A 26,794-nucleotide genomic window follows, 5' to 3' on the forward strand; every position below is an offset into this window, starting at 1 on the left:
TGCGACGCAGTACGAGCTTCCCTTACAGTTAAGTAATGCCTACAAAATCTGACCCTGGCGAAATTGACGACGTCGAGCCACTGGCCGACAGCACGGCAAGCCAGGCCAGGCGCGTCGTCGCCGCGTATGCCAACGACGCGGACGAGTGCCGGATTTTCTTATCCATGCTCGGCATTGGGCCAGCGAAACACGAGACGTAAATGGCTCCGGGCGGCGACCACGGCTCGAAGGCCTCACGTGGCGAGCGCCTCGGGGATTCCGACTTCGTGGTGGTCGCCAATCGACTGCCAGTCGATCAGGTGCGGCTTCCCGATGGCACTGCGACCTGGAAGCGCAGTCCAGGCGGGTTGGTCACGGCGTTAGAGCCGCTGCTGCGTCGGCGGCGGGGGGCCTGGGTCGGTTGGCCGGGCGTGGTCGACGACGACGTGGACCTCGACCTGGATATCGAGCCGTTCATCCAGGATGACCTGACACTGTATCCGGTACGGCTGAGCACACAGGACGTCGCCGAGTACTACGAAGGGTTCTCGAACGCTACGCTGTGGCCGCTGTACCACGACGTCATCGTCAAGCCCATTTACCACCGCGAGTGGTGGGAATGTTATGTCGATGTCAACCGTCGCTTCGCCGAAGCCACGTCACGCACGGCCGCCCACGGTGCGACCGTATGGGTGCAGGACTACCAACTACAGCTGGTACCGAGGATGCTGCGCACGATGCGGCCCGACCTGACCATCGGTTTCTTCTTGCACATCCCGTTCCCGCCGGTAGAGCTGTTCATGCAGATGCCGTGGCGCACCGAGATCATCGAGGGTCTGCTCGGGGCTGACCTAGTGGGGTTCCATCTGGCCAGCGGTGCACAGAATTTCCTGTTCCTGTCCCGGCATCTGCTCGGCGCCAACACGTCGCGCGGATTGGTTGGTGTGCGGTCACGGTTCGGTGCGGTGCAGTTCGCGGCGATCGCAAGCGCGCGCCATCTGGCGACAATGCAGCCCGCGAAGCGGGCCGAGGAGGAGTCCCGCACGGTCCAGGTGGGCGCGTTTCCCATCTCGATCGACTCCAGAGAGATCGACCAAGCGGCCCGCGACCGCAACATCCGGCGCCGCGCCCGCGAAATCCGGGCCGAGTTGGGCAACCCCCGCAAGATCCTGCTTGGCGTCGACCGACTCGACTACACCAAGGGCATCGATGTTCGGTTGAAGGCCTTCGCTGAGCTGCTCGCCGAGGGTCGCGCGAAGCGGGACGACACCGTCCTAGTCCAGCTGGCAACACCAAGCCGCGAACGGGTCGAGAGCTACCAGCTTCTGCGCAATGACATCGAACGCCAGGTTGGCCACATCAATGGCGAATACGGCGAGGTCGGTCATCCCGTGGTGCACTACTTGCACCGTCCGGTTCCCCGCGATGAACTCATCGCGTTCTATGTGGCCAGTGATGTCATGCTGGTTACCCCGCTGCGGGACGGGATGAACCTGGTGGCCAAGGAGTACGTCGCGTGCCGCAACGATCTTGGCGGCGCGCTCGTCCTGTCCGAATTCACCGGGGCCGCCGCGGAACTCCGGCAGGCCTATCTGGTCAACCCGCACGACCTAGAAGGGGTCAAGGACGCGATCGAGGCGGCGCTCAATCAGCCGGCCGAGGAGGCACGGCGCCGGATGCGGTCGCTGCGACGCCAAGTGCTCGCCCATGACGTCGATCGCTGGGCGCGATCATTTCTCGACGCACTCGCCGAGGCGCCGGCGCGCGACACGACGTAACTTCCAGCGCGAAGAGAGGAACACCGTGCCATACATCCGTCGCGGGCTGGCCGCTGGTGCCGGCATCCTCTCGGCCATTGCACTCGGGATTGCACTGCAATCCGCCGACCCTGCGAGTGCCGTCGGCCCACCGCCGGACGGCAACTACAACTTCAACCAGGCCGGCGTGTCCGGGGTTACCTGGACTATCACCGCGTTGTGTGACCAGCCATCCGGGACCCGAAACCAGGCCGATTATTCCGACCCGGTCACCTGGGCGTTCCAATGTGCTCTGAATGTGGCGAGTCAGACGCCCGAGCAGATCACCCGCGCCGACCGGCTGCAGAACTTCAGCGCCAGGGCTCGGCTGGCGAGCGTGCTTTGGACCTTCCAGGTGAATCAGCCCGAAGGCGTGTCGTGTCCGGACGGCAGCACCGCACCGTCCACCGAAACGTATTCGTTCGATGATGCGACGCTCGCCGGTACGCACACCACATTGCACGGCGCCGTCTGCGGCCTGCAGCCCGAGATGAGCAAGCAACCGTTCTCGCTGCAGCTGGTCGGACCGCCACCCAGCCCGGTCCAACGTTATCCGTTGTACTGCAACAACATTGCCATGTGTTATTGAGAGCTACCGAGCCATTCGGATCTTTGCCGAACGTGAAGCTAGCCGCACGTTCGGTGCCGAATGTGAAGCTAGCCGCACGTTCGTGCTCGGGCCGCCGCACCGTCATGCCTAGATGGGCGTGATGTAGGCGATCAGCCATTTGTCGCCGATCTTCGTGAAGTCGACCCGCAACCGGCTGCCGTCGTAGAGCGGCTGCCGTGACTTGTCCGTCACGGTGCGGTTCATGTAAACCATCACCGACGCCGAATCGCGTTTGGCGAACATGACCCCCACGCCCACGACATTGGCCTGAACGACCACCTCGCGTTTCTTCGCCTCCGGGATGATCTGCGAATCGGCGCTCTTCTGGAACTCGTGGCGATAGTCAGGCGTCAGCAACGGATAGGCAGCCGTGAGGCTGCGTTCGACGGTCTGGTAGTCGTAAGCGAAAACCTCGGGTATCTCCTTGGCCGCCAGCTCGGGCAGGACCGCCCGCGCTGACTCCTCGCCACCGGTTTGGACCCGCTCCCAATAGAACCAGCCACCCGCGGCGGACAACCCGACGATAACCGCGACCAGCACGGAGCAGGTGACAGCGTTCAACCACCGCATCAGTTGCCGCCGTCTGGATATTTCAGGTCATAGCCGGTCATCCGCCCGCCGTCGTCCTCGTGCACGATGACCCGCAAGCGATAAGGCATCGACGGCTTGTTGACGCCATCGATGTCGGCGACCGTCACCCGCACCGACACCAGCACCGACGCATTGTCGGTTACCGGGTCGACGCCTTCCAGGGCAGCACCGTTGACGACGGCTTCGGATGTCGCGTTAGTGGAGCGAAACAGGCCTTTGAGGTTGTCGACGTTGTTGTTGGAGCTGAGCATGCCGCGCAGCGGGCCGCTGGTGCCGTTCACGAATCGGTTGACGCTCTCGTCGATATTGTCCGGCCGATAGCTGAACATGTTGACCACCGTCTGCGTCGCGGTGTCGACAAAGCGCTGGTCGCGCGCTTGTTCGGCCTCGTTGTGCCGATGCTGGACGACCAGGGCGGTCAGGCAGCCGGCCAGCGCGGTAATCGCCAGCAGTGCGCCGGCCAGGGCGATCGATCCGACCAGCACGCGGTGAGCGGGCCGGCGCGGCGGCGGCTTGACGCGCCCGCTCGGCCCAACTGGCCGCTCTGGCCGGCTGGGCTGGGCCGGCTTTGGCTGTCCGGCCGCACCGTCGGCCCGAACCGTGGTGGTGGCGCCGGGCTGGCCTTTCGCGGGGCCAGCCGCCCGGGATGCCCGCCGACGAACGCGCGGCGGTGTCGGCGGCTGCCCCGTAACACGAGAGGTCACAACATCCGCCACTAAAGCGGCCTTGGATCACGCATGAGGTCTACCCAATTCTCAGCACTGGATGCGCCATTGATACCGGGCGCGAAAATACCAGTGCCCCCCGCCGGGTCTGCAAAGGCTCCGGTGTTTTGGTCATACGTGGTGTAAGCCGGGCCGCTGGCCTGCGGCTGCGGACCAGGCGTTGGGCCGGTGCCTTCCGGTGATGGCGGCGGGGGGATCGTCGCCGGGTACGGCAACTGGGGCGGCTGCGGCGGGTACCCCGGCGGCATCCACGACGTGAACGGCGGCGGCGGCCCGTTGTCGTTGGGCGGCGGCGGAACCATCGCGGGCTGGTGCGGCGCCGGCCCTGGACCCGCCACCTCACCCGGTGGAGGCGGGCCGACGATAGGCGCGCCAGGATCGGGATCAGCTCCTGGTGGAATATATGGAAACTTGTTGGGCGGCAAGATGTTTCGTCCATCAGTTACCGGCGTACCGGACGGGATCGGCGGACCGCGCCATGGGTTAGTACCCACCGGCACATAGCCTTTCGGGTCACGACACAGCTGAATCGTCGGTGCGCGTTTGCCGGGGTACTCCTGGCATGGGTAGTTGCGCGCGCCCCGTACCGTGCTGGGATCGTTCTGGGCGGCCTTGCAGTACATGTCCTTCGGGAGCTCCCGCAGCGTCTCGTCGGCCGGCGACCGGATCAACGGCGGAGGCAGGAAGCCGACGGCGCAGGGCGGCGGGTCGTTCAGGTCGACCTTGAAGTCCAACTTGGCGCCCTCGTCTTGAGGTGCTCCACCCGCGGCCGTGGTGAGCGCCGCAAACAACGCCGGCAAGACTACCAACAGCTGTTCAATCGACTTGTGATAGATCACGCCTACCCGGCCCAGGTTGGCCAGGCTGGCCGCTAGCGCCGGAAAGGAGGGACGGATACCGGAGAACGCGGTGCTGCCCTCGTCGGCCGTACTCGCGGCGTTAGCCAGCGTTGACCGCACCTGGGGGTCGGCCTGCCGCAGCTCGGAGGTGACCCGCGCCAGCCCATCGGCAAGGGATTTGATGTCGGCGCCGGCACGAATCTGGGCTTGCAGTAACGGGCCCGCCTGATCGATCAACTGCGAGATTTGTGGGTAGTCGGCGTTGGCCTCGTCGACGAGCAACCGCGCAGATTCGAGCAGCCGGGCCAGTTCGGGACCGGAGCCGTTAGCCGCGGCGAACGTCTCATGCAGCAAGTCCCGAAGCCGGGTGTCGCCGAGGCTGTTGACTAGTGCCTCGACCTGGTGCAGCAGGGTGGCGACGTCTTCGCCAATTCTGGTGTTGCTCCGCTGGATCCGGGATCCGTTGCGCAACTTGATCGATGACGGCTTCGCGGGAGGCACCAGGTCGACGTACTGTTCACCGATGGCCGACACACTCTTTACCGAGGCGATCACATTCAACGGGATCGCGGTGCCGCTGTTCAGCCGCATTTGGGCATCAACACCACTGGGATTGAGCCCCACCGACTCCACCCGGCCGACGGCGACACCACGGAAAGTGACGTTGGCGTTCTTGTACAGGCCACCGCCGGCCTCGAAGTCGGCGGTCACGTGATACGTCCCGATACCGAACGCGGCCGGCACCCGCAGATAAAAAATCACTATCAAAGTCAGCGTGATGGCGGTGACCAGCGCGAAAATGCCAACCTGGATCTTGGTCAGTCGGTCTATCATCTGCGCCTCATCCCTACTGCCCCTTACTGACCCGCGGCCGTACCGGCGGGGATTTTGAACGGATCAGCGGCTTGTCCGGACAGATTGGCTAGCTCGCCGATCAAGAAGTCGGGCGGGTTGAGAACCTCGGCCAGGTGCGTCATGTTCGGGTCAAAGTACGACGTGGTGAAGAACGTCTCACCGATCCGGCGCAAGGTGAGGTCGAAGGTGGTGAACACGTTGAGGTAGTCACCGCGTACGGCCTGCTTGATACCGAAGTTGGGGAACGGGAAGGTCAACAAGAGTTGCAGTGAGGTGACGAAGTCTTTTCGGTTGTCGTTGAGAGCCTTGACCACCGAGTACAAGCCTTTGAGGTCTGCGGCGAAGTCCACCTTGATTTTGGTGAGCACGTGCGACGTGACCATCGCTAGCCGCTCGAGCGCCGCGAACACCTCAACGATGCGATCTCTGTTGTTGTTGAGCACGCGTACCGCTTCAGGCAATGTGTCCAACGCCCGGCCCAGGTTGTCCTTGTCGCTGGCCAGGATCGCGGAAAACCGGTTTATCCCGTCGACCGCGTCGATGATGTCGTTGACCTGGCGATTGAGTCCCGCCGTCAACTCGGCGAGCCTGGGAATTAGGTCGACGAACTGGTCCTGCCGACCTGCCACGGCCTGGTAGGTCTCATTGGTGATGTCTTCTAACGCACCGACATTGCCCTTGTTGATCACCAAACCGAGCGCGGAGAACACCTCTTCCGTGGTGGGAAGGCGGCCCGTGCTGGACTCCTGGATTGTCGCCCCGTTGCTCAGCCTGCCGTTCGGCGGCTGGTTCCGGGGACCGGTCAGGTCGATGTGTAGCGAGCCCAGCAGCGACGTCTGAGCGACTTTCGCGGTCGCATTGGCTGGCAACACCACATCCTTGTCCAACGCCAATTTCACTGCAGCATAAAAACTTCCGTCGGCCCGTTGCTTGGCTTGAATGCCGGAGACACTGCCGACGGTGACCTCGTCGACCATGACTGGCGAGTTCTGCGGCAGCGTTGCCACGTCGGCCATTTCGACGGTGATTGTGTATGCGCCACTGCCATGACCGGCCGTGCCGGGCAGGGGCAGCGAGTTCAGGCCGCCGAATTGACAACCGGCCAACAGCGCGCTAGCTGCCGCTAACACGCTGCCGCGCAGCAAGATTCGATTCATCTGCCAGAACTTTGTTCAGCCGGTAGCGGTTCGGTAGACGCTGGAGCCGGTGCTGGCAGGGGCGCCGGGCCTGGAGTGGGGCCGACCTCCGGGGCGGGCGGGACCAGCAGGCTCTGGAGGTCCGCCGGGTTCTGCATGGTTGGCGATCGTTGAGCGGGTATCCAGGTCAGCTCGGGAACCGGTGTCTGCGCCTTGGCTTGGGTGGCTGGGGTGTCGTAGATGATCTGACCCTTATACGCCGTGATCGTGTTGAGCGGATGGAACATGATCGGTGGGTAGTTCATGGTGAGCCGGCGCAGCACCGGCCCCAGCCGTTCACGACAGATCTCGGCGCGCCTGAAGTAGTCGGGTGCCGATGGCCCGGCGACCGTGTCGAACGAGCCACCGCAGATGAACTGGACGGGATTGGCAAATTCAGGTATCGACACGAGGCCGTTCAGCGTGCCCTGCGCCGGGTCATAGATGTTGTAGAAGTTGGCGATGCCGGGGCCGGCCACATGCAGCACCTGCTCGATGTTGTCGCTCTGGTCACTCAACGTCTGGGCGAAGTCATTGAGCTTGTTGACCGTTCCGATCAGCGTCGAGTTGTTTTCATGCAGGAATCCTCGGATGTCCACCATCGCCTTGTTAAGCGTGGCCAAGGTGCCGTCCAGATTGCGCGAGCTGTCCGCGAGCACCTGCGACACCGACGACACATTTCCGGCGAACTGCACGATCTGTTCGTTACTTGCCGCCAGTGCGTTGACCAGTACCTGCAGGTTCTTGACCGTGCCGAAGATGTCGTCGCGCGAATCCCCCAGGCGCCCAGCAACTTGCGCAAGCTCACGCAACGCGTTGTGGAACGACTCACCGTTGCCGTCGAGCGTGTCCGCGGCCTGGTTGATCGCTGCGCCCAGTACCCCTTGCATTTGTCCGGACGCCGGACTGAGCTGGGCGGCGAGTTGGCTCAGCGCCTCCTTCACTTCATCCCATTCCACCGGGACCGCAGTGCGGCCCAGATCTATGCTGCCGCCGTCGGGCAATACCGCTCCGCCGGTGTATGCCGGGGTGAGCTGGATGAACCTCGCCGCCACCAGGTTCGGCGACATGATGACGGCGCGGGCGTCCAGGGGCACCTTGACGTCTTTGGACACCGACATGGTGATCTTCACATCGGAAGCCCGTGGTTCGATCGCGTCGATCTCGCCTACCGGGACGCCAAGAACGCGGACCTGATCTCCGGGATAGATCCCGACAGCAGACGCGAAATAGCCGACGATAGTTCGGCTGTTCCTTCCCGACGAGAGCACATAGACACCGCCCACCAGCACCGCGACCAACGCGATCACGGCGCCGTAGCGCAGTCCCCGCCCGCCGGCGATCCCCTTCACCATGCCGACTTTCGCCATCATGGCGACTTCGGCCTGATGATCCAGCGTTCCTGGATAAACCCGCGCAGGTAGTCGGCAAGGCTATCCGGCAGCTTGCCTGGCTGATAGACAAGGTCGAATACCGTGGCGATCATCGGCGCCGGCAACACGCTGAAGACGTTGACGTTGAATCCCGGACCAGATCCGACCACCTCACCGAGCTCGGTCGCGTAGGTGGGCAGCCGTTTGAGTGCCTCGGTGATGTAGTCACGGCGCTCGTTGAGATTGTCCAGCACCAGGTTGAGCTTGTTCAGCGCGGGGCCGAACTCCTTGCGGTTGTCGGCGACGAAGCCGGAGATTTGTGCTGCGACATCACTAATCCCGGAGATCAGCTGGCTCAACGCGGCACGCCGCTTGGCGAGCGCGGCGAACAACGCGTCGCCGTCGACGATCAGCCTGTTGACCTGTTCGGCGCGCTGCGACAACACCGATGTCACCGACTTCGCGTGCGCCAACAAGTCTTGCAGCGCCTCGTCACGGTGGTTCAAGGTGCGGGACAGCGACGTCACCCCGTCCAGGGCACCGCGCAGCTCCGGGGTGGCGTCGCGCAGTGTGTCGGTGAGTACCTTCAACGCCTGTTCGAACTGGGGCTTGTTCAGGTTGTTCGCGTTTTGGCTCAGATCCTCGAGTGCGCCGGCGAGCGTGTACGGAGTAGTCGTCCGGCTCAGCGGGATACTGGTCGCCTTGCCGGTGCCCGCCGGGCTCACCGAGACGGAGCGCTCGCCGAGGATGGTATCGGTCCGGATCGCCGCCAGCGACTGATCGCCGACGGCGACGTGGCGGTCCACGCTGAAAGTGATCTTGGCGCTGTCCCCGGCCAGACCCACGGCCACTACCTTGCCGACCTTGAGTCCCGACACATAGACAGAGTTACCAGGCGTAATGCCGCCGGCGTCGGTGAAGTAGGCGTCGTACGTTTGTCCCTGCGGCCAGAATGGCAACCCGCTGTAGCCAAACGCGATAAACACGACGCAGACCACCAGCACCAAGCCGAAGATGCCGGTGCGCAGCGGATCGCGAGGTTGCATGCGTGGCGACCCGCTACGCCCGGCTCCGCCGCGCTTGCGATCACCACGAGGTTGCATGCGTGGCGACCCGCTACGCTTGCGCGGTTCAGCATCACTTGACAAAGGCGCACCTCCCCTTGCTGGGATCCGGCTGGCCGCCAATCGGTAGCAGAATGTCGCTTCCTGCTGGCCCGTTGATCTTGATCGTCACTGTGCAGAAATAGATGTTGAAGAACGCCCCGTAGGCGCCAAGCGCGGCAAGCCGCAGGTAGTCTTCGCCCAGCTGCTCGACATCGTTGTTTATCTCGGCCTTGCGGTTGTCCAGTTCGGTAGCCAGCGGCCGGGCGTTTTCCAGGATGCCCTGCAGCGGCCGGCGTGAATTCTGCAGCAGTTGCGTTAGATCGGTCGTCGTCGACGCTAACGGCGGGATAGCACCCCCGATCGTGTCCCGGTTTTTGGCAAGCCCGGTGATCAATTGCTGCAGCTGATCAACGCTGGCCGAGAATTGCGCGCTCTTATGGTCGACGGTCGAAAGCACCGCATTGAGGTTGGTGATCGTGTCACCGATCAACTGGTCACGTTTGCCTAGCGCCGACGAGAACGCGCTGGTACTGGCCAGCACCTTCGACAACGCTCCACCCTGCCCCTGCAACAACTCGATGACGGCACTGCTGATCGTGTTGACCTTGTCTGCGTCCAGGCCCTTGAGCACCGGCCGTAGTCCGCCCAGCAACGCGTCGAGATCCAGCGCGGGCTGAGTGTGCGCCGAGTTGATCGTGCCGCCCGGCGGCAGCTTGCGCAGCTCCCCCGGACCTGCAGTGATCTCTAGGAATCGGTCGCCGACCAGGTTTTCATACCGGATCACCGCGCGCGTGGACGAATACAGCGTGTAGTGCTTGTCGATTCCGAACGTCACATCGACGCTGTTGTCGCGGTTGAGCTTGACATTCTGGACCGAACCGACCGGCACGCCAGCGATACGTACCTTTTGCCCGGCTTTCAACTGGGACGCGTCGGTGAAGGTGGCGTGGTAGGTGTTTTGGGGACCGAACCGGAAATCACCGAAGACCACCACCAGGCCGGCGGCCACCAGCAACATGGCCGCTGTAAAGACGCTGACTTTTATCGCCATCGACCGGTAGGACGGTAGGAGCGCCATCAGAATTTGTCCCGTTCTGCGAAAGCACCGTTCCACAAGAACTGCAGCGTTGAGGGCGCATCGACCTGCAGTTCGGTGAACGGCTCGTAGGGGATGTAGGCGTTGTCAGTGACCAAGAACGGCGCCCGGTAGAACGATCCCCCGGCCTGCTTGGTCGGAATGTCCGGCAATCCGCGGCAGTTCGGACCTCCGGAGGCGTTGACGATCGGCAGGCTCTCCGGATAGGTGTAGGCGGGCGAACCCAAGATGAAGCTCGACGATGTGAACAAGCCCGCTTTGCGGACACCGATCAATGGCGCGAACTCTCGGACTCCCCGGCTGATTCCGCGGAACAAACAGCCCATTTCCGGCGAGTAGTCAGCACCTACCTTCAGCGGGGCCCGCAGCCTGCTAACGGAGTCGATGAGGTTCTGCTCCGCCGGCTCCAGCGTCTCGTAGGCGTTGTTGGAGAGCCCGATGGTGGCCAGCAGTGCGTCATTCAGGTTGTGCCGCTGGTCGACGATCGTCCTACTAATCGTCGGCACATTGTTGATCACGGTGTTCAGATCGGGCGCGGCGTCGGCGTAAATGTTGGCGACAACCGCGGCCTTACGGAAATCCTCTTGCAGCGTGGCGAGTTTCGGATTCGCCTGCTGCGCCAACGTATTGAGGCCCGACAGCAACGCGCCCAGGTCATCGCCATGACCACGCAGGCCTTCGGACAGTGCGCTCAGTGTCGCGTTCAGATCGACGGGATTGATCTTGCGTAGCAGGTCGATGAGCGACTGGAACAAGGTGTTGACTTCCAGCTGCACCGCCGAGGCCCGCACGTGCGCATTCGGACGCAGCGGCCGGGCTGGAGTCGTGTCGGGCGGAACGAAATCCACCGATTTGGCGCCGAAGATGGTGTTGCCCGCGATATGGACTGTCGCATTGGAGGGAATGAAACGCATCTCGGCGCTGTCGATGGCCAGCGTTAGCTGTGCCTGGTCGTCGCGATAGCTGATGTCGGTGACCTTGCCGATCTGGATGCCGCGGTACTTAACTTTGGCGCCCTTCTCCATCACCAGGCCGGCCCTCGGCGACGACACCGTGACGGTGTCGGTCGATGTGAAAGCCGTCGTGTACGAAAAGTAAGTGAGGGCGACCGACGCGACAATCAACCCGGCCAGCAGCGCCGCTGCCAGCCGAACAGTTCTGCGTCGCGATCCGGCGTTTGCCATTGTTCTGTGGTGGTCTCCTTACCCGGAGAGATTGAAGTTACCGGACGCGCCGTACACCGCCAGCGAGATCAACAGAGTAATGACAACCACCACGATCAGCGAGGTTCGCACCGCCTGGCCGACTGCGATGCCGACGCCGACCGACCCGCCGCTGGCGTTGTAACCGTAATAGGTATGCACCAGCATCACCGCGATCGACATCACGATGGCCTGCAGAAATGACCACAGCAAGTCGGACGGGATAAGAAAGGTGTTGAAGTAGTGGTCGTATAGGCCTTTGGATTGCCCGTTGATGTACACGGTGGTGAAGCGAGCCGCGAAGAACGCGGCGAGCACCGATAGCGAATACAGCGGGATGATCGCCACGAGACCGGCGATTAGCCGGGTGGACACCAGGTACGACACCGCGTGCACCGCCATACACTCCACCGCGTCGATTTCTTCGGACACCCGCATTGCGCCCAATTGCGCGGTGGCGCCAGCACCGATGGTGGCCGCCAACGCGATACCCGCAATCACCGGCGCGACAACCCGGACGTTCAGGAACGCGGATAGGAAGCCGGTCAACGCCTCGATACCGATGTCGCCCAACGACGAGTAGCCCTGCACCGCGATGACGCCACCAGAGGCCAACGTCAGGAACGCCGCAACCCCAACCGTGCCGCCGATCATCACGAGCGCGCCCGCGCCCAGCGTCATCTCGGCAACGAGTCGGATCGTCTCCTTGCGGTATCGGGTAAGCGCGTTCGGGATGTAGCGCACGGTTTGGCCGTAGAACAAGGCCTGCTCGCCGAACTCGTCAACCGGCCGCTGCAGCCGGGAAACGAAGCGGCGAACCCGGATTGTCAGGTCGTAGCTCATCCTCGCTCACTTCGCCGAGAGTCGGACGCCGATAGCGGTCATGACGACATTAATGACGAACAGGCAGATGAATGCGTAGACAACAGTTTCGTTGACGGCGTTGCCGACGCCCTTGGGCCCGCCTTTGACGGTCAGGCCACGGTAACACCCGACCAGCCCGGCCATGACTCCGAACAGCAGCGCTTTGATTTCGGCGAGAACCAACTCACGCAGTCCGGTGAGCACGGTCAACCCGTTGATAAACGCTCCCGGGTTCACGCCCTGAAGGAAGACGGAGAAGGCATAACCTCCCGACAAGCCGATGGCGCACACCAACCCGTTGAGCAGCAGCGCAACCAGGGTGGACGCCAAAACCCTAGGGACGACGAGCCGTTGGATCGGGTCGATGCCCAGCACCCGCATCGCATCGATTTCCTCGCGGATGGTGCGAGCGCCCAAGTCAGCGCAGATCGCGGTGGCACCGGCGCCGGCCACGACGAGCACGGTTACGACCGGGCCCAGCTGGGTGATCGTGCCGAATGCCGTTCCGGCGCCAGACAAATCGGCAGCCCCGATCTCACGCAGCAAGATATTAAGAGTGAACGCAACCAGGACCGTGAACGGGATGGAGACCAGCAGCGTCGGGACCAGTGACACGCGAGCGACCATCCACGTTTGATCCAGAAACTCGCGGAATTGGAACGGCCGACGGAAAGTGGCACGAAGGGTATCCAATGACATTTCGAAAAACCCGCCGACGGCCCGGGCCGGAACGGCAAGTTGTTGGATCAACTCGCTCCCTCCGTCTGCTGGTGGCGGCGATGTCTGTACATCTCGTTAGCGTCCAGAGCTAGCCCAGTGCTCAGGATGAGCCGGCTCATAGTAGCTAGAACATGTTCCGGGTGTCGATGAACCTCCGAATATATCGATGAGGGCACGGACACGTATCGCCGGACCGCGATACGCTCGGGTCACTTCGGTGCGTCGACGATTCCCGGTCGGTAGTAGGGCGTCGCAAGGAAGTGGCTGTAGGTCGTTCGTGCTCGCCGCGCCAGACATACGGACAGCGACGGCCAGCCTGGCTACCGCCCTAGGCCATCAGACCGATAGCCGAGAAATTCCGTTCCGGATCCCGGCCGGCAAAGTAATTCTGCAACGTGGCGCTCAGCTGGTCGGGCTGCCAGGCCGAGCCGTCCGCGCCGAACTGACGCTCCACGCTCGGCGGGGCAACTAGCGTCACCCGCGGGCCGTACACGATGAACACCTGACCGTTGACTTCCGCGGCCGCCGGGGACGCCAAGAACTGGACCAGGGTCACCACGTGCTCCGGCGACAACGGGTCGATCTGACCCTCGGCTATTTCGGGCGCTTCGCCGAAGACGTCGGCCGTCATCGCGGTGCGGGCGCGCGGACAGATGGCGTTGACGCACACCCCATAACGACCCAACGCGCGCGCGGCCGACAGGGTGAGCGCGGTGATGCCGGCCTTCGCGGCGCCGTAATTGGCCTGGCCCACCGGACCGACCAGGCCCGCCTCCGAGGAGGTGTTGATGATCCGGCCGTATATAGAGCCCTCGTTGGCCTCCTTAGCCTGGGTGCGCCAGTAGGTTGCCGCGTTGCGGGTAAGCAGGAAATGGCCACGCAGGTGCACGGCGATGACCTGGTCCCAGTCGTCGTCGGACATGTTGAACAGCATCCGGTCGCGGGTGATGCCGGCGTTGTTCACCGCAATGTCCAGTCCGCCCAAACCGTCGGCCCTTGTGATCAGCTCGTCGGCCGTCGCGCGTTGGCTAATGTCGCCGGCCACCGCTACCGCCTTGCTACCGACGGCGCCGATCTCGTCAATCACGTCGGAGGCGTCCAGCGCGGCAGCGATGTCGTTGACGACTACGGTGGCACCTAACCGGGCCAAACCGATCGCCTCGGCCCGGCCCAGTCCCGCGGCCGCACCGGTCACCACCGCGACCTTTCCGGATAGATCGGTCGCGTTCATGCAGCCCGGCGACGATGCAGACCGCGTTGGGGTCTGCGGGGAAGCCGGGCCATTAGGCCTAGTCAACTTATGAATACCTCTAGTTTCGGGTCAGTCTTGCCGCAGCAGCGCCGCACGCGGGCACTCGGCAATCGCCTGTTCGACCCGATCTTCCTGGTCGGATGGAACCGGATCCGTCTTCACTACGGCATAGTCCTCGTCGTCCAGGTCGAACACATCTGGCGCGAGTCCCAAGCACACCGCATTACCCTCGCACCGGTCACGGTCCACGATTACTCGCACGACACCCTCCTCAAACCTGGCCACCTGCCCCCGTCAGGAGCTCATCAGTATCTAACACCCACCATAAGGCCCCGGTAGGCCTGACGAAACGGTCGCTGGATTCCCACACTAGAACGTGTTACAACCGGGAAGACGGATGGGTAGTCGTTGGCTGACGTACGGAGCCCAGCGCTGGCTAGCAATGTGGATACGATCGCTTAACTCGAAGGACGGCTGGAATGCGCATCAGTTACACCCCTGCACAGGAGGAGCTGCGTCGCGAACTGCGGTCCTACTTCACCACACTCATGACGCCGGAGCGCCGCGAGGCGCTGAGCTCGGTCCAGGGCGAATACGGCACCGGCAATGTGTACCGGGAGACCGTCGCGCAGATGGGCAAAGACGGGTGGCTCACCCTGAACTGGCCCAAGGAGTACGGCGGCCAAGACCGCTCGCCGATGGACTCGCTGATCTTCACCGACGAAGCGGCCATCGCGGGTGCCCCAGTTCCGTTCCTGACGATCAACAGCGTGGCACCGACGATCATGGCCTATGGGACCGACGAACAGAAGAAGTTCTTCCTGCCGCGCATCGCTGCCGGGGATCTACACTTCGCGATCGGCTACTCCGAGCCCGGTGCCGGCACCGACCTGGCCAACCTGCGCACCACCGCGGTGCGCGACGGCGACGACTACGTGATCAACGGCCAAAAGATGTGGACCAGCTTGATCCAGTACGCGGACTATGTCTGGTTGGCGGTGCGCACCAACACCGAAGCCAAAAAGCACCGCGGCATCTCGGTGTTGATCGTGCCGACCACCGCGGAGGGATTCTCGTGGACACCGGTGCACACCATGGCCGGTCCGGACACCAGCGCCACCTATTACTCCGATGTGCGGGTGCCGGTGACCAACCGGGTCGGCGAGGAGAACGGCGGCTGGAGGCTGGTCACCAACCAGCTCAACCATGAGCGAGTCGCGCTGGTGTCGCCGGCACCGATCATGACGTGCCTGCGAGAGGTTCGCGAATGGGCGCAGCACACCAAGGATGCCAGCGGCGCACGGCTGATCGACTCCGAGTGGGTGCAGCTCAATCTGGCTCGGGTGCACGCGAAGGTCGAAGTCCTCAAGCTGATCAACTGGGAGCTGGCCTCGTCTCAGCACGCCTCCCCGTCACCGGCCGATGCATCGGCCGCCAAGGTATTCGGGACTGAGCTGGCCACCGAGGCTTACCGGTTGCTGATGGAGGTGCTAGGTACCGGGGCGACCCTGCGGCAGGACTCGCCGGGTGCGTTGCTACGCGGCCGGGCCGAGCGGATGCACCGGGCCTGCCTGATCCTGACCTTCGGCGGCGGTACCAACGAAGTCCAACGCGACATCATTGGGATGGTCGCGCTGGGACTACCCCGAGCCAACCGTTGACCCTTCTAGCAGGAAGACATTCATGGATTTCACCACAACCGAAGCGGCGGCCGACCTCGGTGGCTTGGTCGACACCATCGTGGACGCGGTATGCACACCGGAACATCAACGTGAGCTAGACAGGCTCGACCAACGGTTCGACCAGCAGCTGTGGCGCAAGCTCATCGACGCCGACATCCTGTCCACCGCGGCAGCGGAATCGCTGGGTGGCGGTGGCTTCGGAGTGCTCGAGCAGACAGCCGTGTTGGTTGCGCTGGGCCACCAACTAGCCGCCGTGCCGTACCTGGAGTCGGTGGTGCTGGGTGCCGGGGCGCTGGCCTGGTTCGGCTCCGCGGATCTGCAGCAGGGTTGGGGCGCCTCGGCGGTCAGCGGCGACAAGATCCTCACCGTCGCCCTCGACGGCGAGATGGGTGAGGGGCCAGTGCGCGCCACCCGGGCCGGTGACGGCTACCGCCTCACCGGTACCCGTACCCAGGCCGGCTACGCTCCGACGGCCGACGCATTCCTGATTCCCGCCGAAACCGATTCCGGTAAAGCAGTTTTCCTAGTTGCAGCCAATGACCCCGGGGTCTCGGTGACCGCGCTGCACACCACCGGCTTGGGCAGCGTCGGACACCTGACGCTAGACGGTGTTGCGGTCGACGCCGCTAGGGCGGTTGGCGGGAACGAGGTCGTCACCTGGCTGGAGCTGCGTGCCGCCCTGGGCCGTAGCGCATTTCAGCTCGGGATCCTCGAGCGAGGCCTGCAGCTGACTGCCGACTATGCACGCACCCGTGAGCAGTTCGACCGCCCGATCGGCAGCTTCCAAGCGGTGGCGCAACGACTAGCCGACGGCTACATCGACATCAAGGGGTTGCGGCTGACACTCACCCAGGCGGCTTGGCGGGTATCCGAGGACGCCCCCGCTGACATCGACGTCGCTAGTGCCGCGTTCTGGGCCGCCGACGCCGGGCACCGGGTGGCGCACACCATCGTGCACGTGCACGGCGGCGTCGGCATCGACACCGACCACCCCGTGCACCGTTACTTCCTGGCTGCCAAGGAGACTGAGTTCGCGCTAGGCGGCGCCACCAGGCAGCTGCGCCGGATCGGCCGTGAGCTGGCGGAAACCCCTGCCTAGGGACCCGAACGCCTCGAGCGTGAAGCTAGCTTCACGCTCGAGTTCGACTGTGCAGCTAGCTTCACGGTCGAAACGACGGGAGGCGGCGAATGGCTGACCCGACCGTCACCGAACTGCTGGTGCCGTTGGCTGAGATCGACGACCGGGGTGTCTATTTCGAGGACTCATTCACCAGCTGGCGTGACCACCTCCGGCACGGTGCCGCAATCGCGGCGACGCTGCGTGAGCGCCTCGATCCGCAGCGGCCGCCGCATGTCGGCGTGCTGCTAGAAAATACGCCGTTCTTCTCGGCGGTGCTGGTGGCGGCCGGGCTGTCAGGGATCGTGCCCGTAGGCCTCAATCCGGTGCGCCGCGGCGTGGCGCTAGCCCGCGACATCAGCCGGGCGGACTGCCAGCTCGTGCTGGTTGACTCGAAATCAGCTGCGACACTAGATGATATCGAACATCTGAACGTCGACTCCGCCGAATGGGCCGACGACGTGGCCGCACATCAGAATGACGCGCCGAGTTTCCGGTCGGCGAGCCCTTCAGACCTGTTCATGCTGATCTTCACATCGGGCACCAGTGGTGAGCCAAAGGCGGTGAAGTGCAGCCACGGCAAGGTCGCGATTGCCGGCGCGGCGATGACGCAGCGCTTCGAGCTGGGCCGTGACGACGTCTGCTATGTGTCGATGCCGTTGTTTCATTCCAATGCGGTGCTAGTTGGCTGGGCAGTCGCCGCGGCATGCCAGGGCTCAATGGCATTGCGGCGCAAGTTCTCTGCATCGAACTTTTTGGTAGATGTCCGCCGCTACGGCGCCACTTACGCCAACTACGTGGGCAAGCCTTTGTCGTATGTGCTTGCCACACCCGAACAGCCCGACGACGCCGACAACCCGCTGCGAGCGGTGTATGGCAATGAAGGCGTACCTGAAGACATCGAACGCTTCAGCCGCAGGTTCGGCTGCGACGTCCAGGATGGGTTCGGTTCCACCGAAGGCGGAGTGGCGATCGCTCGCACCCCCGATACCCCGGCAGGTGCATTGGGGCCGCTGCCAGAAGGGATCGAGATCGTCGACCCAGACACCGGCCAGCCCTGCCCAGCGGGAGTGGTGGGCGAGCTGGTCAACACCGCGGGACCGGGCCGTTTCGAGGGGTACTACAACGACGCCGCGGCAGAGGCCGAGCGGATGGCCGGCGGCAGCTATCACAGTGGCGATCTCGCCTACCGCGACGACGCCGGCTATGCATACTTCGCTGGGCGGCTTGGTGATTGGATGCGGGTTGACGGCGAAAATCTGGGCACGACCCCAATTGAGCAGGTATTGCTGCGATACCCCGATGCGACGGAGGTGGCGGTGTATCCAGTGCCAGATCCCGTCGTCGGCGACCAGGTGATGGCCGCGTTGGTGACGGCGTCGGGTGCCCAGTTCGATCCCGAAAAATTCCGGGCCTTCCTAGCCGAACAGCCCGACTTGGGGCCTAAGCAGTGGCCGTCGTACGTCCGGGTCTGCGCGTCGCTGCCGCGCACCGTGACCTTCAAGGTCCTCAAGCGGCAGTTGTCGGCCGACGGCGTCAACTGCGGCGACCCAGTGTGGCCGATTTGCCGGTAGACGCATGGCCCCTCGACGCCTCAAGCTTGCGCTTGAAACCAAAGCTTTGAGCAGCTTTGCGCAACGGTGCCAGCCAACGTTGGTATCGCGATTGCCCGGCCAGGCCGAACCATTCGCCGGGTCGGTGGCAAGGTGGCGTCGCCTGGTCACCATCAAGGTGCCGTTGACGATCGCGACGTTCGGAGAGCCAGCCGACACCGCGCGCAAGGTACAAGCCGTCCCCGCGAAGTCCGGTTATACGGCCGCAGCAGTCGGATTTCAACGACTTCTGCTCGGCTACAACGTGTTTGGCCAAACACCATGGGCCCTGCGCCAGCAAGCATAGTTTGCCGTGCGGCTACCGTGCATCTCGCCCATACACAGCTTTGTACACCGACGGGTCGATCGCCGAGCGCGGCGTAGAGCGGCTCGAACGGCCGCGACGGGTGTTGTTGCCGGAGTTGGTCATGTGCGCCACACCGGATCAGGTGTGCAATAACCCATCTGGGCAGAAGAGCTCATTGTCCGAGCGCCGCCTCCACCATCGTCTTGGTCAGCGCGTGAGCACCCCGTCGGCTGACACCAAAAAATTTGATACCATGCCCCCACTGCACACTTAGGGGGGATACACAGCCTGATCGGGCGATGGTATACACGCGAATAGATCGGCTTGGCAGTAGTTTACCAGGATTGGACCTCGCAGGTCTGTCGTATCACCGTGGCAGTGACATCGGTGCGCCTCACCAACGTGCGTGGTCGACAGCGCAAACAATCGATAGTTGATCACCCACCCCCGACGCAATGTGCACGGGTCTCTTAATCGTGGAATGGAGTTGATACGTCATGTCTTATGTAGTCACATGCCTCGAGGTGTTGCGGGATGCGGCTGAGCAAGCGCGACACTTGGCTGAGGAGGTGGTTGACGTCAATGATCCGTCGAAGTCTCCAGAGATAACCGCGGTGGTGGCTCCCGGGCTGGATGAGGACTCGGAAATGTTCGCAGCGTCTGCGTGAGTTCGGGCAGCAGTATCGGCAGGCCATCGCTGCGGCGACGGTGATTCTTGAGGAGTTTGCGCTGGCCTTGGATGCCGGTGCCGCTAAGTATGCGACCGCCGAGGACGACAACATCACGGCCTTGAGCTACGAGTCATAGCAGTCGTTACGAGCCGCAAGGAACAACGAACAAACATGCCGCATTCTGAAGGGCTACCACCAGAGATCAACTCCCACAACATGTACAACGGCCCCGGTCATGACTCGTTGGCGCGCGCCTACGGGCAGTGGTCGGTGTTGGGTCACGAGGCGTCGTCCCTCAAGTCGTCGTTCGACCAAATGCTCAGCTGTCTGACGGAACAGTGGTCAGGTGAGGAGGCGATGCAGGTAATTAATGCGGCCACGCCGTTTCAGGAGTGGCTGGTCGACCTCGGTGAGCAGATCACTAATGTCGCGAGACAGACCCAGTACATCATGGGGGCCTTTTGTCTTGCACATCACGAGGTGGTGCCCCCGGAAGTGATCGACGCTAACCGTGCTGAGGTGTTGGCGCTGATCAACGACAACGAGCTCGGACAAAACACTGTGGCGATCGCGGCACTCGAGGACGAATACGGAAGGTACTGGGACCAGGACGGCGATGTGATGAAGATATATAGGGCTATGTTGTCGGGTACGTTGAGGCAGTTGAATACTCCGTGGCAGCAACCGCCACCGATCGCCAACAACACCAGGTCCCCACTGCAACTTGGGGAGGGATACACAGAGGCCTGATCAGGCGATGGTGTCTATCTCGAATAGCTCGTATTTGCAGTAGTTTACGCGGAATTGCCCGCTTGGGTGTGTCGCATAGCCGTGCCCGTGAAGTCGTGCGCTTCACCAACGTGGGTGGCCGACACCGCAAACAGTCGATAGTTGATCAGCCCGGTGCCATGTGTGCGGGTTCGTTAATCGCGGAGTGGAGTTGATGTGTCATGTCTTATGTGGTCACCGTCCCCGAAGCATTGCAGAAAGCGGCTGCAACGGTGCGAGCTCTTCGTGACCGGGCGATTTTGGCCAATTCTGAGTCGGTGTCCCCAGAGATAACTGCGGTGGTGGCTCCCGCGCTCGATGCCGACTCGAAAAGGACAGCAGCCTATCTGGTCCGGAAAGGCCAGCAATATCGACAGACCATCGTGGCGGCGGCGGTGATTCTTGAAGAATTTGCGGCCGCCTTGGATGCCGGTGCCGCTCAGTACTCTGCCACCGAGGTCGACAACGTCACGGCCTTGATGCGGTTCAACGAGTCATCACAGTAATTACGAGCCGAAGGAACAACGAACAACCATGCCACATTCCGAAGGACTACCACCAGAAATCAACTCCGGCAACATGTGGAACGGCCCGGGTGGTTCCTCGTTGGTGCACGCCAGCTGGCGGTGGGGGTTGTTGAATCATAAGATGTGGGACCTCAAGGTGTCGTTCGACCAAATGCTCCACTGCCTGACTGAAGAGTGGTCAGGTGAGGTAGCTAGACAGGTGATTAATGCAGCCAAGCCATTTCAGGAGTGGCTGGAGGACCTCAGTGACCAGATCATGAATATCGCGAGAGAAACCCAGTGCATCATGACGGCCTTTTACGTTGCACAGGACGAGCTGGTGGACCCGGAACTGATCGACGCTAACCGTGCTGAGGTGTTGGCGCTGATCAACGACAACGAGCTCGGACAAAACAATGCAGCGATCGCGGCACTCGAAGACGAATACGGAAGGTACTGGGACCAGGACGGTACGGCGATGTACAGGTATAGGCGTAAGTTGTCGGTTGCGTTGTCGAGGTTGACTCCGTGGCAGCCGCCGCCGACCGCCAACGACACCGGACTGGTCCAGCCGGTACCACTTCCTACCGGCAGTTAGGTCTCCGACGTGTTCGACACGGCAGTGAATGGCTCATTAGACATCTTCGGTGGCTACCCGATCATTGACGGCACTACCGCGTCGATCAGATGCGGCCCCAGCTCGGCGAACGCCGCACCCAAGGCCGCGGCCAACTCCGCACAGGTAGTGACGCGCCGAGCCGAAACTCCCATACCCTCGGCGACCTTAACGAAATCTATTGTCGGACACTATAAATTAAGTAGATCCAGGTCATTGTCGTTTCGTCATTGCAGACCTTGTGCCCAAGCCCCCCTAACGTATCGGGCCACTAACGCCGAAAATGTTCTGATACCATACCCCCTGCAATGTAGGAGGGGATACACAGAGACCTGATCAGGCAATGGTGTACATCTTGAATAGCTCGGACTTGCAGTAGTTTACGCGCATTGGACTTCTTGGTCTGTCGTATAGCCGTGCCAGTGAAGTCGCTGCACCTCACCAATGTGGGTGGTAGACCGCGCAAACAATCGATCGTTGATCAGCCCGGCGCAGTGTGCGCGGGTTCCTTAATCGTGGAATGGAGTTGATAGGTCATGTCTTATGTGACCACCGTCCCCGAGACGTTGCAGCGAGCGGCCACGAAGGTGCGACAATATTGTGAGCGCGGTTAACGCCAGTGCTGAGTCGGCGACCCAGCAATAACCGCGGTGGTGGCTCCCGGGCTCGATGCCGACTCGAAAAGGGCGGCGGCGCATCTGGTCCGATACACGCAGCAGTATCGGCAGACCATCGCTGCGGCGGCGGTGATCCTTGAGGAGTTTGCGCTCGCCTTGGATTCCGGCCCCGATAAGTATGCGACCGCCGAGGCCGACAACATCACGGCCTTGAGCTACGAGTCATCACAGTAGTTACGAGCCGGAAGGAACAACAAACATGCCACATTCCGAAGGGCTACCACCAGAGATCAACTCCGGCAACATCTGGAACGGCCCGGGTGCTGGCTCGTTGGTGACCGCCTACGCGCAGTGGGAGATGTTGGGTCGCGAGGCGCGCTCTCTCGAATGCTCGTTGGACCAAATGCTCGGCTGTCTGATGGAAGAGTGGTCGGGTGAGGTGGCGATGCAGGTGAATAATGCGGCCACGCCGTTTCTGGACTGGCTGGCCAACTTCAGTGACCAGGTCACTAATGCCGCGAGGCAGACCCAGCGCATCCTTATAGCTTTTTGCAATGCACATAACGAGGTGGTACCCCCGGAAGCGATCGATGCTAACCGCGCTGAGATGTTGGCGCTGATCAACGACAACGAGCTCGGGCAAAACACTGCGGCGATCGTGGCACTCGAGGATGAATACGGAAGGTACTGGGACCAGGACGGCGTGGCGATGAACAGGTACAGGTGGGGGTTATCGACTGCGTTGACGAATTTGAAGACTCCGTGGCAGCAGCCGCCGCCGATCGCCAATAACACCGGGTTGGTGCCACCGGTGCCACTTAGTACGGCGCCACCGGAGTCACTTAGTCCGATGCCACCGGAGCCATTTCGTACCACTTAGTTCTGCGATTCGCCGTGATCGGGTTTGCCGGTAGGCTGATCATCGGCCGGCGCCCGTTGGCGATGCATCCGATAATGTGCTGGGTCAGAACACGATCGGACTCGGCAAGACCTTGCGTGTCAAGGACCACCTGGCGTAAGGGGCCACTGACTCCGAAAATTTCTGATATCATGCCCCCTACCGCAACTTAGGAGGAGATACACAGAGGCCTGATCAGGCGATGGTGTCTATCTCGAATAGCTCGTATTTGCAGTAGTTTACGCGGAATTGCCCGCTTGGGTGTGTCGCATAGCCGTGCCCGTGAAGTCGTTGCGCTTCACCAACGTGGGTGGCCGACACCGCAAACAATCGATAGTTGATCAGCCCGGTGCCATGTGTGCGGGTTTCATTAATCGTGAAATGGAGTTGATAGGTCATGTCTTATGTAGTCACCGTCCCCGAAGCATTGCAGAAAGCGGCTGCAACGGTGCGAGCTCTTCGTGAGCGGGCGATTTCGGCTGATTCCGAGTCGACATCCCCAGAGATAACCGCGGTGGTGGCTCCCGCGCTCGATGCGGACTCACAAAGGGTGGCAGCGCATCTGGTCCAGAAAGGGCAGCAATATCGGCAGACCATCGCTGCGGCGGCGGAGATTCTTGAGGAGTTCGCGGCCGCCTTGGATGCCGGTACCGATAAGTATGCGACCGCCGAGGCCGACAACATCACGGCCATGAGCTTAACGAATCACCACAGTCGATACTAGCCGCAAGGAACAACCAACAAACATGCCACATTCCGAAGGACTACCACCAGAAATCAACTCCGCCAACATGCGGAACGGCCCGGGTGGTTCCTCGTTGGTGCACGCCGCCGATCGGTGGAAGTTGTTGGGTGACGAGATGCAGAAACTCAAGTCGTCGTTCAACCAAATGCTCAGCTCTCTAATAGAAGAGTGGTCGGGTGAGGTAGCAAGACAGGCGATTAATGCAGCCAAGCCATTTCAGGAGTGGCTGGAGGACCTCAGTGACCAGATCATGAATATCGCGAGACAGACCCACTACATCATGAGGGCCTTTTGTAGTGCACATAACGACGTGGTGGACCCGGAAGAGATCGACGCTAACCGTGCTGAGGTGTTGGCGCTGATCAACGACAACGAGTTTGGGCAAAACAATGCGGCGATCGCGGCACTCGAGGATGAATACGGAAGGTTCTGGGACCAGAACGGTAGGGCGATGTGGTGGTATAGGTATACATTGTCGGCCGCGTTAACGAGCTTGACTCCGTGGCTGCAGCCACCGCCCATCGCCAACAACATCGGATTGGTCGCGCCGATGCCACGTGCTGCAGACCGCTTTGGTCTGTGATTCGTCGTGATGGTGGTGAGCCGACACAGTGCTGCTAATTATGCGACCGCCGAAGCCGACAACATCACGGCCTTGAGCTACGAGTCATCACAGTAGTTACGCGCCGAAAAGGAGCAATAAACAAACATGCCACATTCCGAAGGACTACCACCAGAGATCAACTCCCACAACATATGGGGCGGGCCGGGTGCTGACTCAATAGAGGACGCCGTCCGGGCGTGGGCGTCGTTGCGTAGGGAGATTTGTGACCTCGGGTCGCAGTTCGACCAAATACTCCTCTGTCTGATGGACGACTGGTCGGGTCCCGTGGCGATACGGGTGATTGATGCGGCCACGCCGTTTCTGAGGTGGCTAGACTCCCTCGATGCCAAGCTCTTTGCGACCGAGAGACATATCCGCCGCATCGGGCGTGCCTTTTTCAATGCACGTCGCGACGCGGTGCACCCGATATTGATCGACGCTAACCGTGCTCAGGTGTTGGCGCTGACCAGGGACAATGAGTTCGGGCAAAACAATGCGGCGATCGCGGCACTCGAGGACGAATACGACAGGTACTGGGACCAGGACGGTGATGCGATGTGGACGTATAGGCAAGAGTTGTCGAACGCGTTGAGCAGGTTGACTCCGTGGCAGCAGCCGCCGCCGATCGCCAACAACACCGGGTTAGTCCAGCCGGTACCACTGCCTACTGGCAGTTAGGTCTCCGACGTGTTCGACACCGCAGCGAATGTGCTCAACGATATGATGCAACGGCTCATGAGACACCTTCAGTAGCTACCCGACGATTGACGGCACTACCGCGTCGATCAGATGCGGCCCCGGCTCGGCGAACGCTGCACCCAAAGCGTCAGCCAGCTCCGCACAGGTAGTGGCGCGCCGCGCCGAAACTCCCATACCCTCGGCGATCTTAACGAAATTCGTTGTTGGACAATGGTAAATCAAATAACTCCAAGTCCTCACCGTTTCGTCATTGCAGACCATGCGCTCCAAGCCCCACCTAACGCATCGGACCACCGGCACCGAAAATTTCTGATACCATCTCACCGCCGCAACTTAGGAGGGGATACACAGAGGCCTGATCAGGCGATGGTGTCTATCTTGAATAGCTCGGACTTGCAGTAGTTTACGCGCATTGGACTTCTTGGTCTGTCGTATAGCCGTGCCCGTGAAGTCGTTGCGCTTCACCAACGTGGGTGGCCGACACCGCAAACAATCAATAGTTGATCAGCCCGGTGCCATGTGTGCGGGTTCGTTAATCGGGGAGTGGAGTTGATAGGTCATGTCTTATGTGGTCACCGTCCCCAAGGCGCGGCGGTGAGCGGCTGTGAACGTGCGGCAACTTCGCGAAGGGGTGGTTCTCTTCCAGTAATGATTCGGCGGCCCAGCGATAACCGCGGTGGTGGCCCCCGCGCTCGATGCCGACTCAAAAAGGGCGGCAGCGTGTCTGGTGCGATACGCGCAGCAGTATGAACAGACCATTGCTGCGACGGCGGAGATCCTTGAGGGATTTGCGCTGGCCTTAAATGCCGGTGTCGCTAAGTACTCCGCCGCCGAAGCCGACAACATCACCGCCTTACAGCTCAACGAGTCATCACAGTAGCTACGAGCCGAAGGAACAACGAACAAACATGCCACATTCCGAAGGGCTACCACCGGAAATCAACTCCGCCAACATGCTGGGCGGCCCGGGTCCTTTCTCGATGGCGCACGCCTCCATGAAGTGGATGTCGCTGGGTAAGGAGATGTGGGACCTCAAGATGTCGTTCGACCAAATGCTCACCTGTCTGACCGAAGAGTGGTCGGGTGAGGTGGCAATGCAGGCGATTAATGCAGCCAAGCCATTTCAGGAGTGGCTGGAGGACCTCAGTGACCAGATCATGAATATAGCGAGACAGACCCACTACATCATGAGGGCCTTTCGCCTTGCACATTACGACGTGGTGGACCCGGAACTGATCAACGCTAACCGTGCTCAGGTGTTGGCGCTGCTCCAAGACAACGAGCTCGGGCAAAACACTGCGGCGATCGCGCAACTCGAGCACGAATACGCAGACTACTGGGACCAGGACGGTGATGCGATGAGAACGTACAGGCATGACTTGTCAGTCGCGTTAACGAGCTTGACTCCGTGGCAGCAGCCGCCGCCGATCGCCAACAACACCGGACTGGTGGCATCAATGCCACGTGCTGCAGACCGCTTCGGTCTCTGATTCGTCGATCAATTTGATGCAGTCGGGTTGATCGTCGGCGGGGATCGTCAGCGATAAATTCGATAATGCGCTGGGTCAGAACATGATCGGGCTCGGCAAAACTCAGCGTGTCCGCCACCACGGCCCAGCTACCGGCCGCCCGTGAAAGACCGAGTCCAGTGCCACGGATCAGATACGGGTCGCACAGCACATCGGTCACAGGTAACGAACTGTGCATCAAACCCGGTTAGCTTCAACACGCCACGGCTTGCTGCTCCTTGGGATGGTCTGCGGTTCAAAGCTGCCGTCGCGGTCGAGGG

The 26,794-nt window shown here is 61.9% G+C and carries 32 protein-coding genes and 2 pseudogenes; 19 read left to right on the plus strand and 15 right to left on the minus strand.

Features of this window, described 5'->3' with window-relative positions; genetic code table 11:
* The first annotated feature begins 35 nt into the window (after positions 1-35).
* From B586_RS21170 to B586_RS17315, 3 genes are read left to right on the plus strand one after another with little or no spacing between them, the layout of a single operon-like run.
* Complete coding sequence (locus B586_RS21170; protein WP_156166235.1) at positions 36-200, plus strand: hypothetical protein; 165 nt, start codon at positions 36-38, stop codon at positions 198-200.
* Complete coding sequence (locus B586_RS17310; RefSeq protein WP_047316320.1) at positions 201-1,757, plus strand: alpha,alpha-trehalose-phosphate synthase (UDP-forming); 1,557 nt, start codon at positions 201-203, stop codon at positions 1,755-1,757.
* A 34-nt stretch (positions 1,758-1,791) separates the two neighbouring features.
* Positions 1,792-2,364, plus strand: coding sequence for a hypothetical protein (locus B586_RS17315; protein WP_047316346.1), 573 nt, complete (start codon positions 1,792-1,794; stop codon positions 2,362-2,364).
* A gap of 108 nt (positions 2,365-2,472) precedes the next feature.
* Here B586_RS17315 and B586_RS17320 read toward each other — a convergent pair whose 3' ends face one another.
* The 12 genes from B586_RS17320 to B586_RS17375 all read right to left on the minus strand — a co-directional run bounded on the left by B586_RS17320 (position 2,473) and on the right by B586_RS17375 (position 14,444).
* On the minus strand, positions 2,473-2,955 hold the full coding sequence (locus B586_RS17320; RefSeq protein WP_047316319.1) for a mammalian cell entry protein: 483 nt from the start codon (positions 2,953-2,955) through the stop codon (positions 2,473-2,475).
* Complete coding sequence (locus tag B586_RS17325; protein WP_047316345.1) at positions 2,955-3,680, minus strand: hypothetical protein; 726 nt, start codon at positions 3,678-3,680, stop codon at positions 2,955-2,957. Before B586_RS17325 ends, B586_RS17320 begins: the two co-directional genes overlap by 1 nt.
* An 11-nt stretch (positions 3,681-3,691) precedes the next feature.
* Entirely contained in the window at positions 3,692-5,374 is a 1,683-nt protein-coding gene (locus tag B586_RS17330; protein ID WP_054879290.1) for a virulence factor Mce family protein, read from the minus strand.
* Between the two features lie 23 nt (positions 5,375-5,397).
* A complete protein-coding gene (locus tag B586_RS17335; RefSeq protein ID WP_047316317.1) occupies positions 5,398-6,552 on the minus strand; it encodes an MCE family protein in 1,155 nt (384 codons plus the stop codon).
* Positions 6,549-7,925, minus strand: coding sequence for a virulence factor Mce family protein (locus B586_RS17340; protein ID WP_054880841.1), 1,377 nt, complete (start codon positions 7,923-7,925; stop codon positions 6,549-6,551). The genes B586_RS17335 and B586_RS17340 overlap by 4 nt, the downstream gene beginning before the upstream one ends.
* A gap of 14 nt (positions 7,926-7,939) precedes the next feature.
* The gene (locus tag B586_RS17345) at positions 7,940-8,989 is read right to left on the minus strand and encodes a virulence factor Mce family protein (protein WP_047316316.1); all 1,050 of its coding nucleotides are present in this window, start codon (positions 8,987-8,989) and stop codon (positions 7,940-7,942) included.
* 91 nt (positions 8,990-9,080) lie between these two features.
* Positions 9,081-10,127, minus strand: a complete 1,047-nt coding sequence (locus B586_RS17350) for an MCE family protein (RefSeq protein ID WP_047316315.1) — start codon at positions 10,125-10,127, stop codon at positions 9,081-9,083.
* A complete protein-coding gene (locus B586_RS17355; RefSeq protein WP_054879289.1) occupies positions 10,127-11,329 on the minus strand; it encodes an MCE family protein in 1,203 nt (400 codons plus the stop codon). The genes B586_RS17350 and B586_RS17355 overlap by 1 nt, the downstream gene beginning before the upstream one ends.
* A gap of 18 nt (positions 11,330-11,347) precedes the next feature.
* Complete coding sequence (locus B586_RS17360; RefSeq protein WP_047316313.1) at positions 11,348-12,190, minus strand: MlaE family ABC transporter permease; 843 nt, start codon at positions 12,188-12,190, stop codon at positions 11,348-11,350.
* 6 nt (positions 12,191-12,196) lie between these two features.
* Positions 12,197-12,961, minus strand: coding sequence for an MlaE family ABC transporter permease (locus B586_RS17365; protein WP_047316312.1), 765 nt, complete (start codon positions 12,959-12,961; stop codon positions 12,197-12,199).
* 298 nt (positions 12,962-13,259) lie between these two features.
* The gene (locus tag B586_RS17370) at positions 13,260-14,162 is read right to left on the minus strand and encodes a 3-oxoacyl-ACP reductase (RefSeq protein WP_054879288.1); all 903 of its coding nucleotides are present in this window, start codon (positions 14,160-14,162) and stop codon (positions 13,260-13,262) included.
* A gap of 90 nt (positions 14,163-14,252) precedes the next feature.
* Entirely contained in the window at positions 14,253-14,444 is a 192-nt protein-coding gene (locus B586_RS17375) for a ferredoxin (protein ID WP_047316343.1), read from the minus strand.
* A gap of 218 nt (positions 14,445-14,662) precedes the next feature.
* On the opposite strand from B586_RS17375, the gene B586_RS17380 reads away from it, so the two are divergent.
* From B586_RS17380 to B586_RS17410, 9 genes are all read left to right on the plus strand, one after another.
* Positions 14,663-15,844, plus strand: a complete 1,182-nt coding sequence (locus B586_RS17380; protein ID WP_054879287.1) for an acyl-CoA dehydrogenase — start codon at positions 14,663-14,665, stop codon at positions 15,842-15,844.
* 22 nt (positions 15,845-15,866) lie between these two features.
* Positions 15,867-16,964, plus strand: coding sequence for an acyl-CoA dehydrogenase family protein (locus B586_RS17385; RefSeq protein WP_054879286.1), 1,098 nt, complete (start codon positions 15,867-15,869; stop codon positions 16,962-16,964).
* Positions 16,965-17,053: 89 nt separating this feature from the next.
* A complete protein-coding gene (gene fadD17, locus B586_RS17390) occupies positions 17,054-18,556 on the plus strand; it encodes a long-chain-fatty-acid--CoA ligase FadD17 (RefSeq protein WP_054879285.1) in 1,503 nt (500 codons plus the stop codon).
* Between the two features lie 124 nt (positions 18,557-18,680).
* Positions 18,681-18,881 (plus strand): hypothetical protein, encoded by a 201-nt coding sequence (locus B586_RS22855; RefSeq protein ID WP_156406828.1) that lies wholly within the window; start codon positions 18,681-18,683, stop codon positions 18,879-18,881.
* Positions 18,882-19,378: 497 nt separating this feature from the next.
* Positions 19,379-19,549, plus strand: a complete 171-nt coding sequence (locus B586_RS20490) for a PE domain-containing protein (RefSeq protein WP_082607681.1) — start codon at positions 19,379-19,381, stop codon at positions 19,547-19,549.
* Complete coding sequence (locus B586_RS20495) at positions 19,515-19,688, plus strand: PE family protein (protein WP_082607682.1); 174 nt, start codon at positions 19,515-19,517, stop codon at positions 19,686-19,688. The genes B586_RS20490 and B586_RS20495 overlap by 35 nt, the downstream gene beginning before the upstream one ends.
* Before the next feature lie 35 nt (positions 19,689-19,723).
* Positions 19,724-20,302: a PPE family protein gene (locus tag B586_RS17400; RefSeq protein ID WP_082607683.1), complete on the plus strand. Its 579-nt coding sequence runs from the start codon at positions 19,724-19,726 to the stop codon at positions 20,300-20,302.
* A gap of 200 nt (positions 20,303-20,502) precedes the next feature.
* Positions 20,503-20,826: a PE family protein gene (locus B586_RS17405; RefSeq protein ID WP_054879282.1), complete on the plus strand. Its 324-nt coding sequence runs from the start codon at positions 20,503-20,505 to the stop codon at positions 20,824-20,826.
* Positions 20,827-20,854: 28 nt separating this feature from the next.
* Entirely contained in the window at positions 20,855-21,424 is a 570-nt protein-coding gene (locus tag B586_RS17410; RefSeq protein WP_054879281.1) for a PPE family protein, read from the plus strand.
* A gap of 53 nt (positions 21,425-21,477) precedes the next feature.
* Here the strand turns inward: B586_RS17410 and B586_RS20500 are convergent.
* Positions 21,478-21,630 (minus strand): annotated as a pseudogene (locus B586_RS20500) (thiamine pyrophosphate-dependent enzyme); the annotation flags it as partial.
* Between the two features lie 453 nt (positions 21,631-22,083).
* Between B586_RS20500 and B586_RS22280 the strand changes: the two are divergent.
* On the plus strand, positions 22,084-22,293 hold the full coding sequence (locus B586_RS22280; protein WP_257720484.1) for a PE family protein: 210 nt from the start codon (positions 22,084-22,086) through the stop codon (positions 22,291-22,293).
* Between the two features lie 25 nt (positions 22,294-22,318).
* Positions 22,319-22,939, plus strand: a complete 621-nt coding sequence (locus B586_RS17420; protein WP_047317043.1) for a PPE family protein — start codon at positions 22,319-22,321, stop codon at positions 22,937-22,939.
* Between the two features lie 213 nt (positions 22,940-23,152).
* Here B586_RS17420 and B586_RS17425 read toward each other — a convergent pair whose 3' ends face one another.
* A complete protein-coding gene (locus B586_RS17425) occupies positions 23,153-23,356 on the minus strand; it encodes a hypothetical protein (protein ID WP_054879280.1) in 204 nt (67 codons plus the stop codon).
* Here B586_RS17425 and B586_RS17430 point away from each other — a divergent pair.
* From B586_RS17430 to B586_RS17440, 3 genes are all read left to right on the plus strand, one after another.
* The gene (locus B586_RS17430) at positions 23,355-23,681 is read left to right on the plus strand and encodes a PE family protein (RefSeq protein WP_054879279.1); all 327 of its coding nucleotides are present in this window, start codon (positions 23,355-23,357) and stop codon (positions 23,679-23,681) included. The two genes, B586_RS17425 and B586_RS17430, sit on opposite strands and share 2 nt — an antisense overlap.
* 22 nt (positions 23,682-23,703) lie before the next feature.
* Entirely contained in the window at positions 23,704-24,285 is a 582-nt protein-coding gene (locus tag B586_RS17435; RefSeq protein ID WP_054879278.1) for a PPE family protein, read from the plus strand.
* 126 nt (positions 24,286-24,411) lie between these two features.
* Complete coding sequence (locus tag B586_RS17440; protein ID WP_054879277.1) at positions 24,412-24,984, plus strand: PPE family protein; 573 nt, start codon at positions 24,412-24,414, stop codon at positions 24,982-24,984.
* Between the two features lie 75 nt (positions 24,985-25,059).
* On the opposite strand, the pseudogene B586_RS22445 reads toward B586_RS17440, so the two are convergent.
* A pseudogene (locus B586_RS22445) lies at positions 25,060-25,212 on the minus strand (thiamine pyrophosphate-dependent enzyme); the annotation flags it as partial.
* Positions 25,213-25,672: 460 nt separating this feature from the next.
* Between B586_RS22445 and B586_RS17445 the strand changes: the two are divergent.
* Both B586_RS17445 and B586_RS17450 read left to right on the plus strand, forming a co-directional pair.
* A complete protein-coding gene (locus B586_RS17445) occupies positions 25,673-25,885 on the plus strand; it encodes a PE family protein (protein WP_082607685.1) in 213 nt (70 codons plus the stop codon).
* Between the two features lie 28 nt (positions 25,886-25,913).
* A complete protein-coding gene (locus B586_RS17450; RefSeq protein WP_156406829.1) occupies positions 25,914-26,495 on the plus strand; it encodes a PPE family protein in 582 nt (193 codons plus the stop codon).
* Positions 26,496-26,794 lie beyond the last annotated feature (299 nt).

Source organism: Mycobacterium haemophilum DSM 44634, from assembly GCF_000340435.2.
GTDB lineage: Bacteria > Actinomycetota > Actinomycetes > Mycobacteriales > Mycobacteriaceae > Mycobacterium > Mycobacterium haemophilum.

What these genes read in the sequence shown, in the direction of transcription:
- B586_RS21170 (WP_156166235.1), top strand. Translation starts at nt 36, where the DNA reads ATGCCTACAAAATCTGACCCTGGCGAAATTGACGACGTCGAGCCACTG.
- B586_RS17310 (WP_047316320.1), top strand. Translation starts at nt 201, where the DNA reads ATGGCTCCGGGCGGCGACCACGGCTCGAAGGCCTCACGTGGCGAGCGC.
- B586_RS17320 (WP_047316319.1), bottom strand. Translation starts at nt 2,955, where the DNA reads ATGCGGTGGTTGAACGCTGTCACCTGCTCCGTGCTGGTCGCGGTTATC.
- B586_RS17330 (WP_054879290.1), bottom strand. Translation starts at nt 5,374, where the DNA reads ATGATAGACCGACTGACCAAGATCCAGGTTGGCATTTTCGCGCTGGTC.
- B586_RS17335 (WP_047316317.1), bottom strand. Translation starts at nt 6,552, where the DNA reads ATGAATCGAATCTTGCTGCGCGGCAGCGTGTTAGCGGCAGCTAGCGCG.
- B586_RS17340 (WP_054880841.1), bottom strand. Translation starts at nt 7,925, where the DNA reads ATGGTGAAGGGGATCGCCGGCGGGCGGGGACTGCGCTACGGCGCCGTG.
- B586_RS17345 (WP_047316316.1), bottom strand. Translation starts at nt 8,989, where the DNA reads ATGCAACCTCGCGATCCGCTGCGCACCGGCATCTTCGGCTTGGTGCTG.
- B586_RS17350 (WP_047316315.1), bottom strand. Translation starts at nt 10,127, where the DNA reads ATGGCGCTCCTACCGTCCTACCGGTCGATGGCGATAAAAGTCAGCGTC.
- B586_RS17355 (WP_054879289.1), bottom strand. Translation starts at nt 11,329, where the DNA reads ATGGCAAACGCCGGATCGCGACGCAGAACTGTTCGGCTGGCAGCGGCG.
- B586_RS17360 (WP_047316313.1), bottom strand. Translation starts at nt 12,190, where the DNA reads ATGAGCTACGACCTGACAATCCGGGTTCGCCGCTTCGTTTCCCGGCTG.
- B586_RS17370 (WP_054879288.1), bottom strand. Translation starts at nt 14,162, where the DNA reads ATGAACGCGACCGATCTATCCGGAAAGGTCGCGGTGGTGACCGGTGCG.
- B586_RS17380 (WP_054879287.1), top strand. Translation starts at nt 14,663, where the DNA reads ATGCGCATCAGTTACACCCCTGCACAGGAGGAGCTGCGTCGCGAACTG.
- B586_RS17385 (WP_054879286.1), top strand. Translation starts at nt 15,867, where the DNA reads ATGGATTTCACCACAACCGAAGCGGCGGCCGACCTCGGTGGCTTGGTC.
- fadD17 (WP_054879285.1), top strand. Translation starts at nt 17,054, where the DNA reads ATGGCTGACCCGACCGTCACCGAACTGCTGGTGCCGTTGGCTGAGATC.
- B586_RS20490 (WP_082607681.1), top strand. Translation starts at nt 19,379, where the DNA reads ATGTCTTATGTAGTCACATGCCTCGAGGTGTTGCGGGATGCGGCTGAG.
- B586_RS20495 (WP_082607682.1), top strand. Translation starts at nt 19,515, where the DNA reads ATGAGGACTCGGAAATGTTCGCAGCGTCTGCGTGAGTTCGGGCAGCAG.
- B586_RS17400 (WP_082607683.1), top strand. Translation starts at nt 19,724, where the DNA reads ATGCCGCATTCTGAAGGGCTACCACCAGAGATCAACTCCCACAACATG.
- B586_RS17405 (WP_054879282.1), top strand. Translation starts at nt 20,503, where the DNA reads ATGTCTTATGTGGTCACCGTCCCCGAAGCATTGCAGAAAGCGGCTGCA.
- B586_RS17410 (WP_054879281.1), top strand. Translation starts at nt 20,855, where the DNA reads ATGCCACATTCCGAAGGACTACCACCAGAAATCAACTCCGGCAACATG.
- B586_RS17420 (WP_047317043.1), top strand. Translation starts at nt 22,319, where the DNA reads ATGCCACATTCCGAAGGGCTACCACCAGAGATCAACTCCGGCAACATC.
- B586_RS17430 (WP_054879279.1), top strand. Translation starts at nt 23,355, where the DNA reads ATGTCTTATGTAGTCACCGTCCCCGAAGCATTGCAGAAAGCGGCTGCA.
- B586_RS17425 (WP_054879280.1), bottom strand. Translation starts at nt 23,356, where the DNA reads ATGACCTATCAACTCCATTTCACGATTAATGAAACCCGCACACATGGC.
- B586_RS17435 (WP_054879278.1), top strand. Translation starts at nt 23,704, where the DNA reads ATGCCACATTCCGAAGGACTACCACCAGAAATCAACTCCGCCAACATG.
- B586_RS17440 (WP_054879277.1), top strand. Translation starts at nt 24,412, where the DNA reads ATGCCACATTCCGAAGGACTACCACCAGAGATCAACTCCCACAACATA.
- B586_RS17450 (WP_156406829.1), top strand. Translation starts at nt 25,914, where the DNA reads ATGCCACATTCCGAAGGGCTACCACCGGAAATCAACTCCGCCAACATG.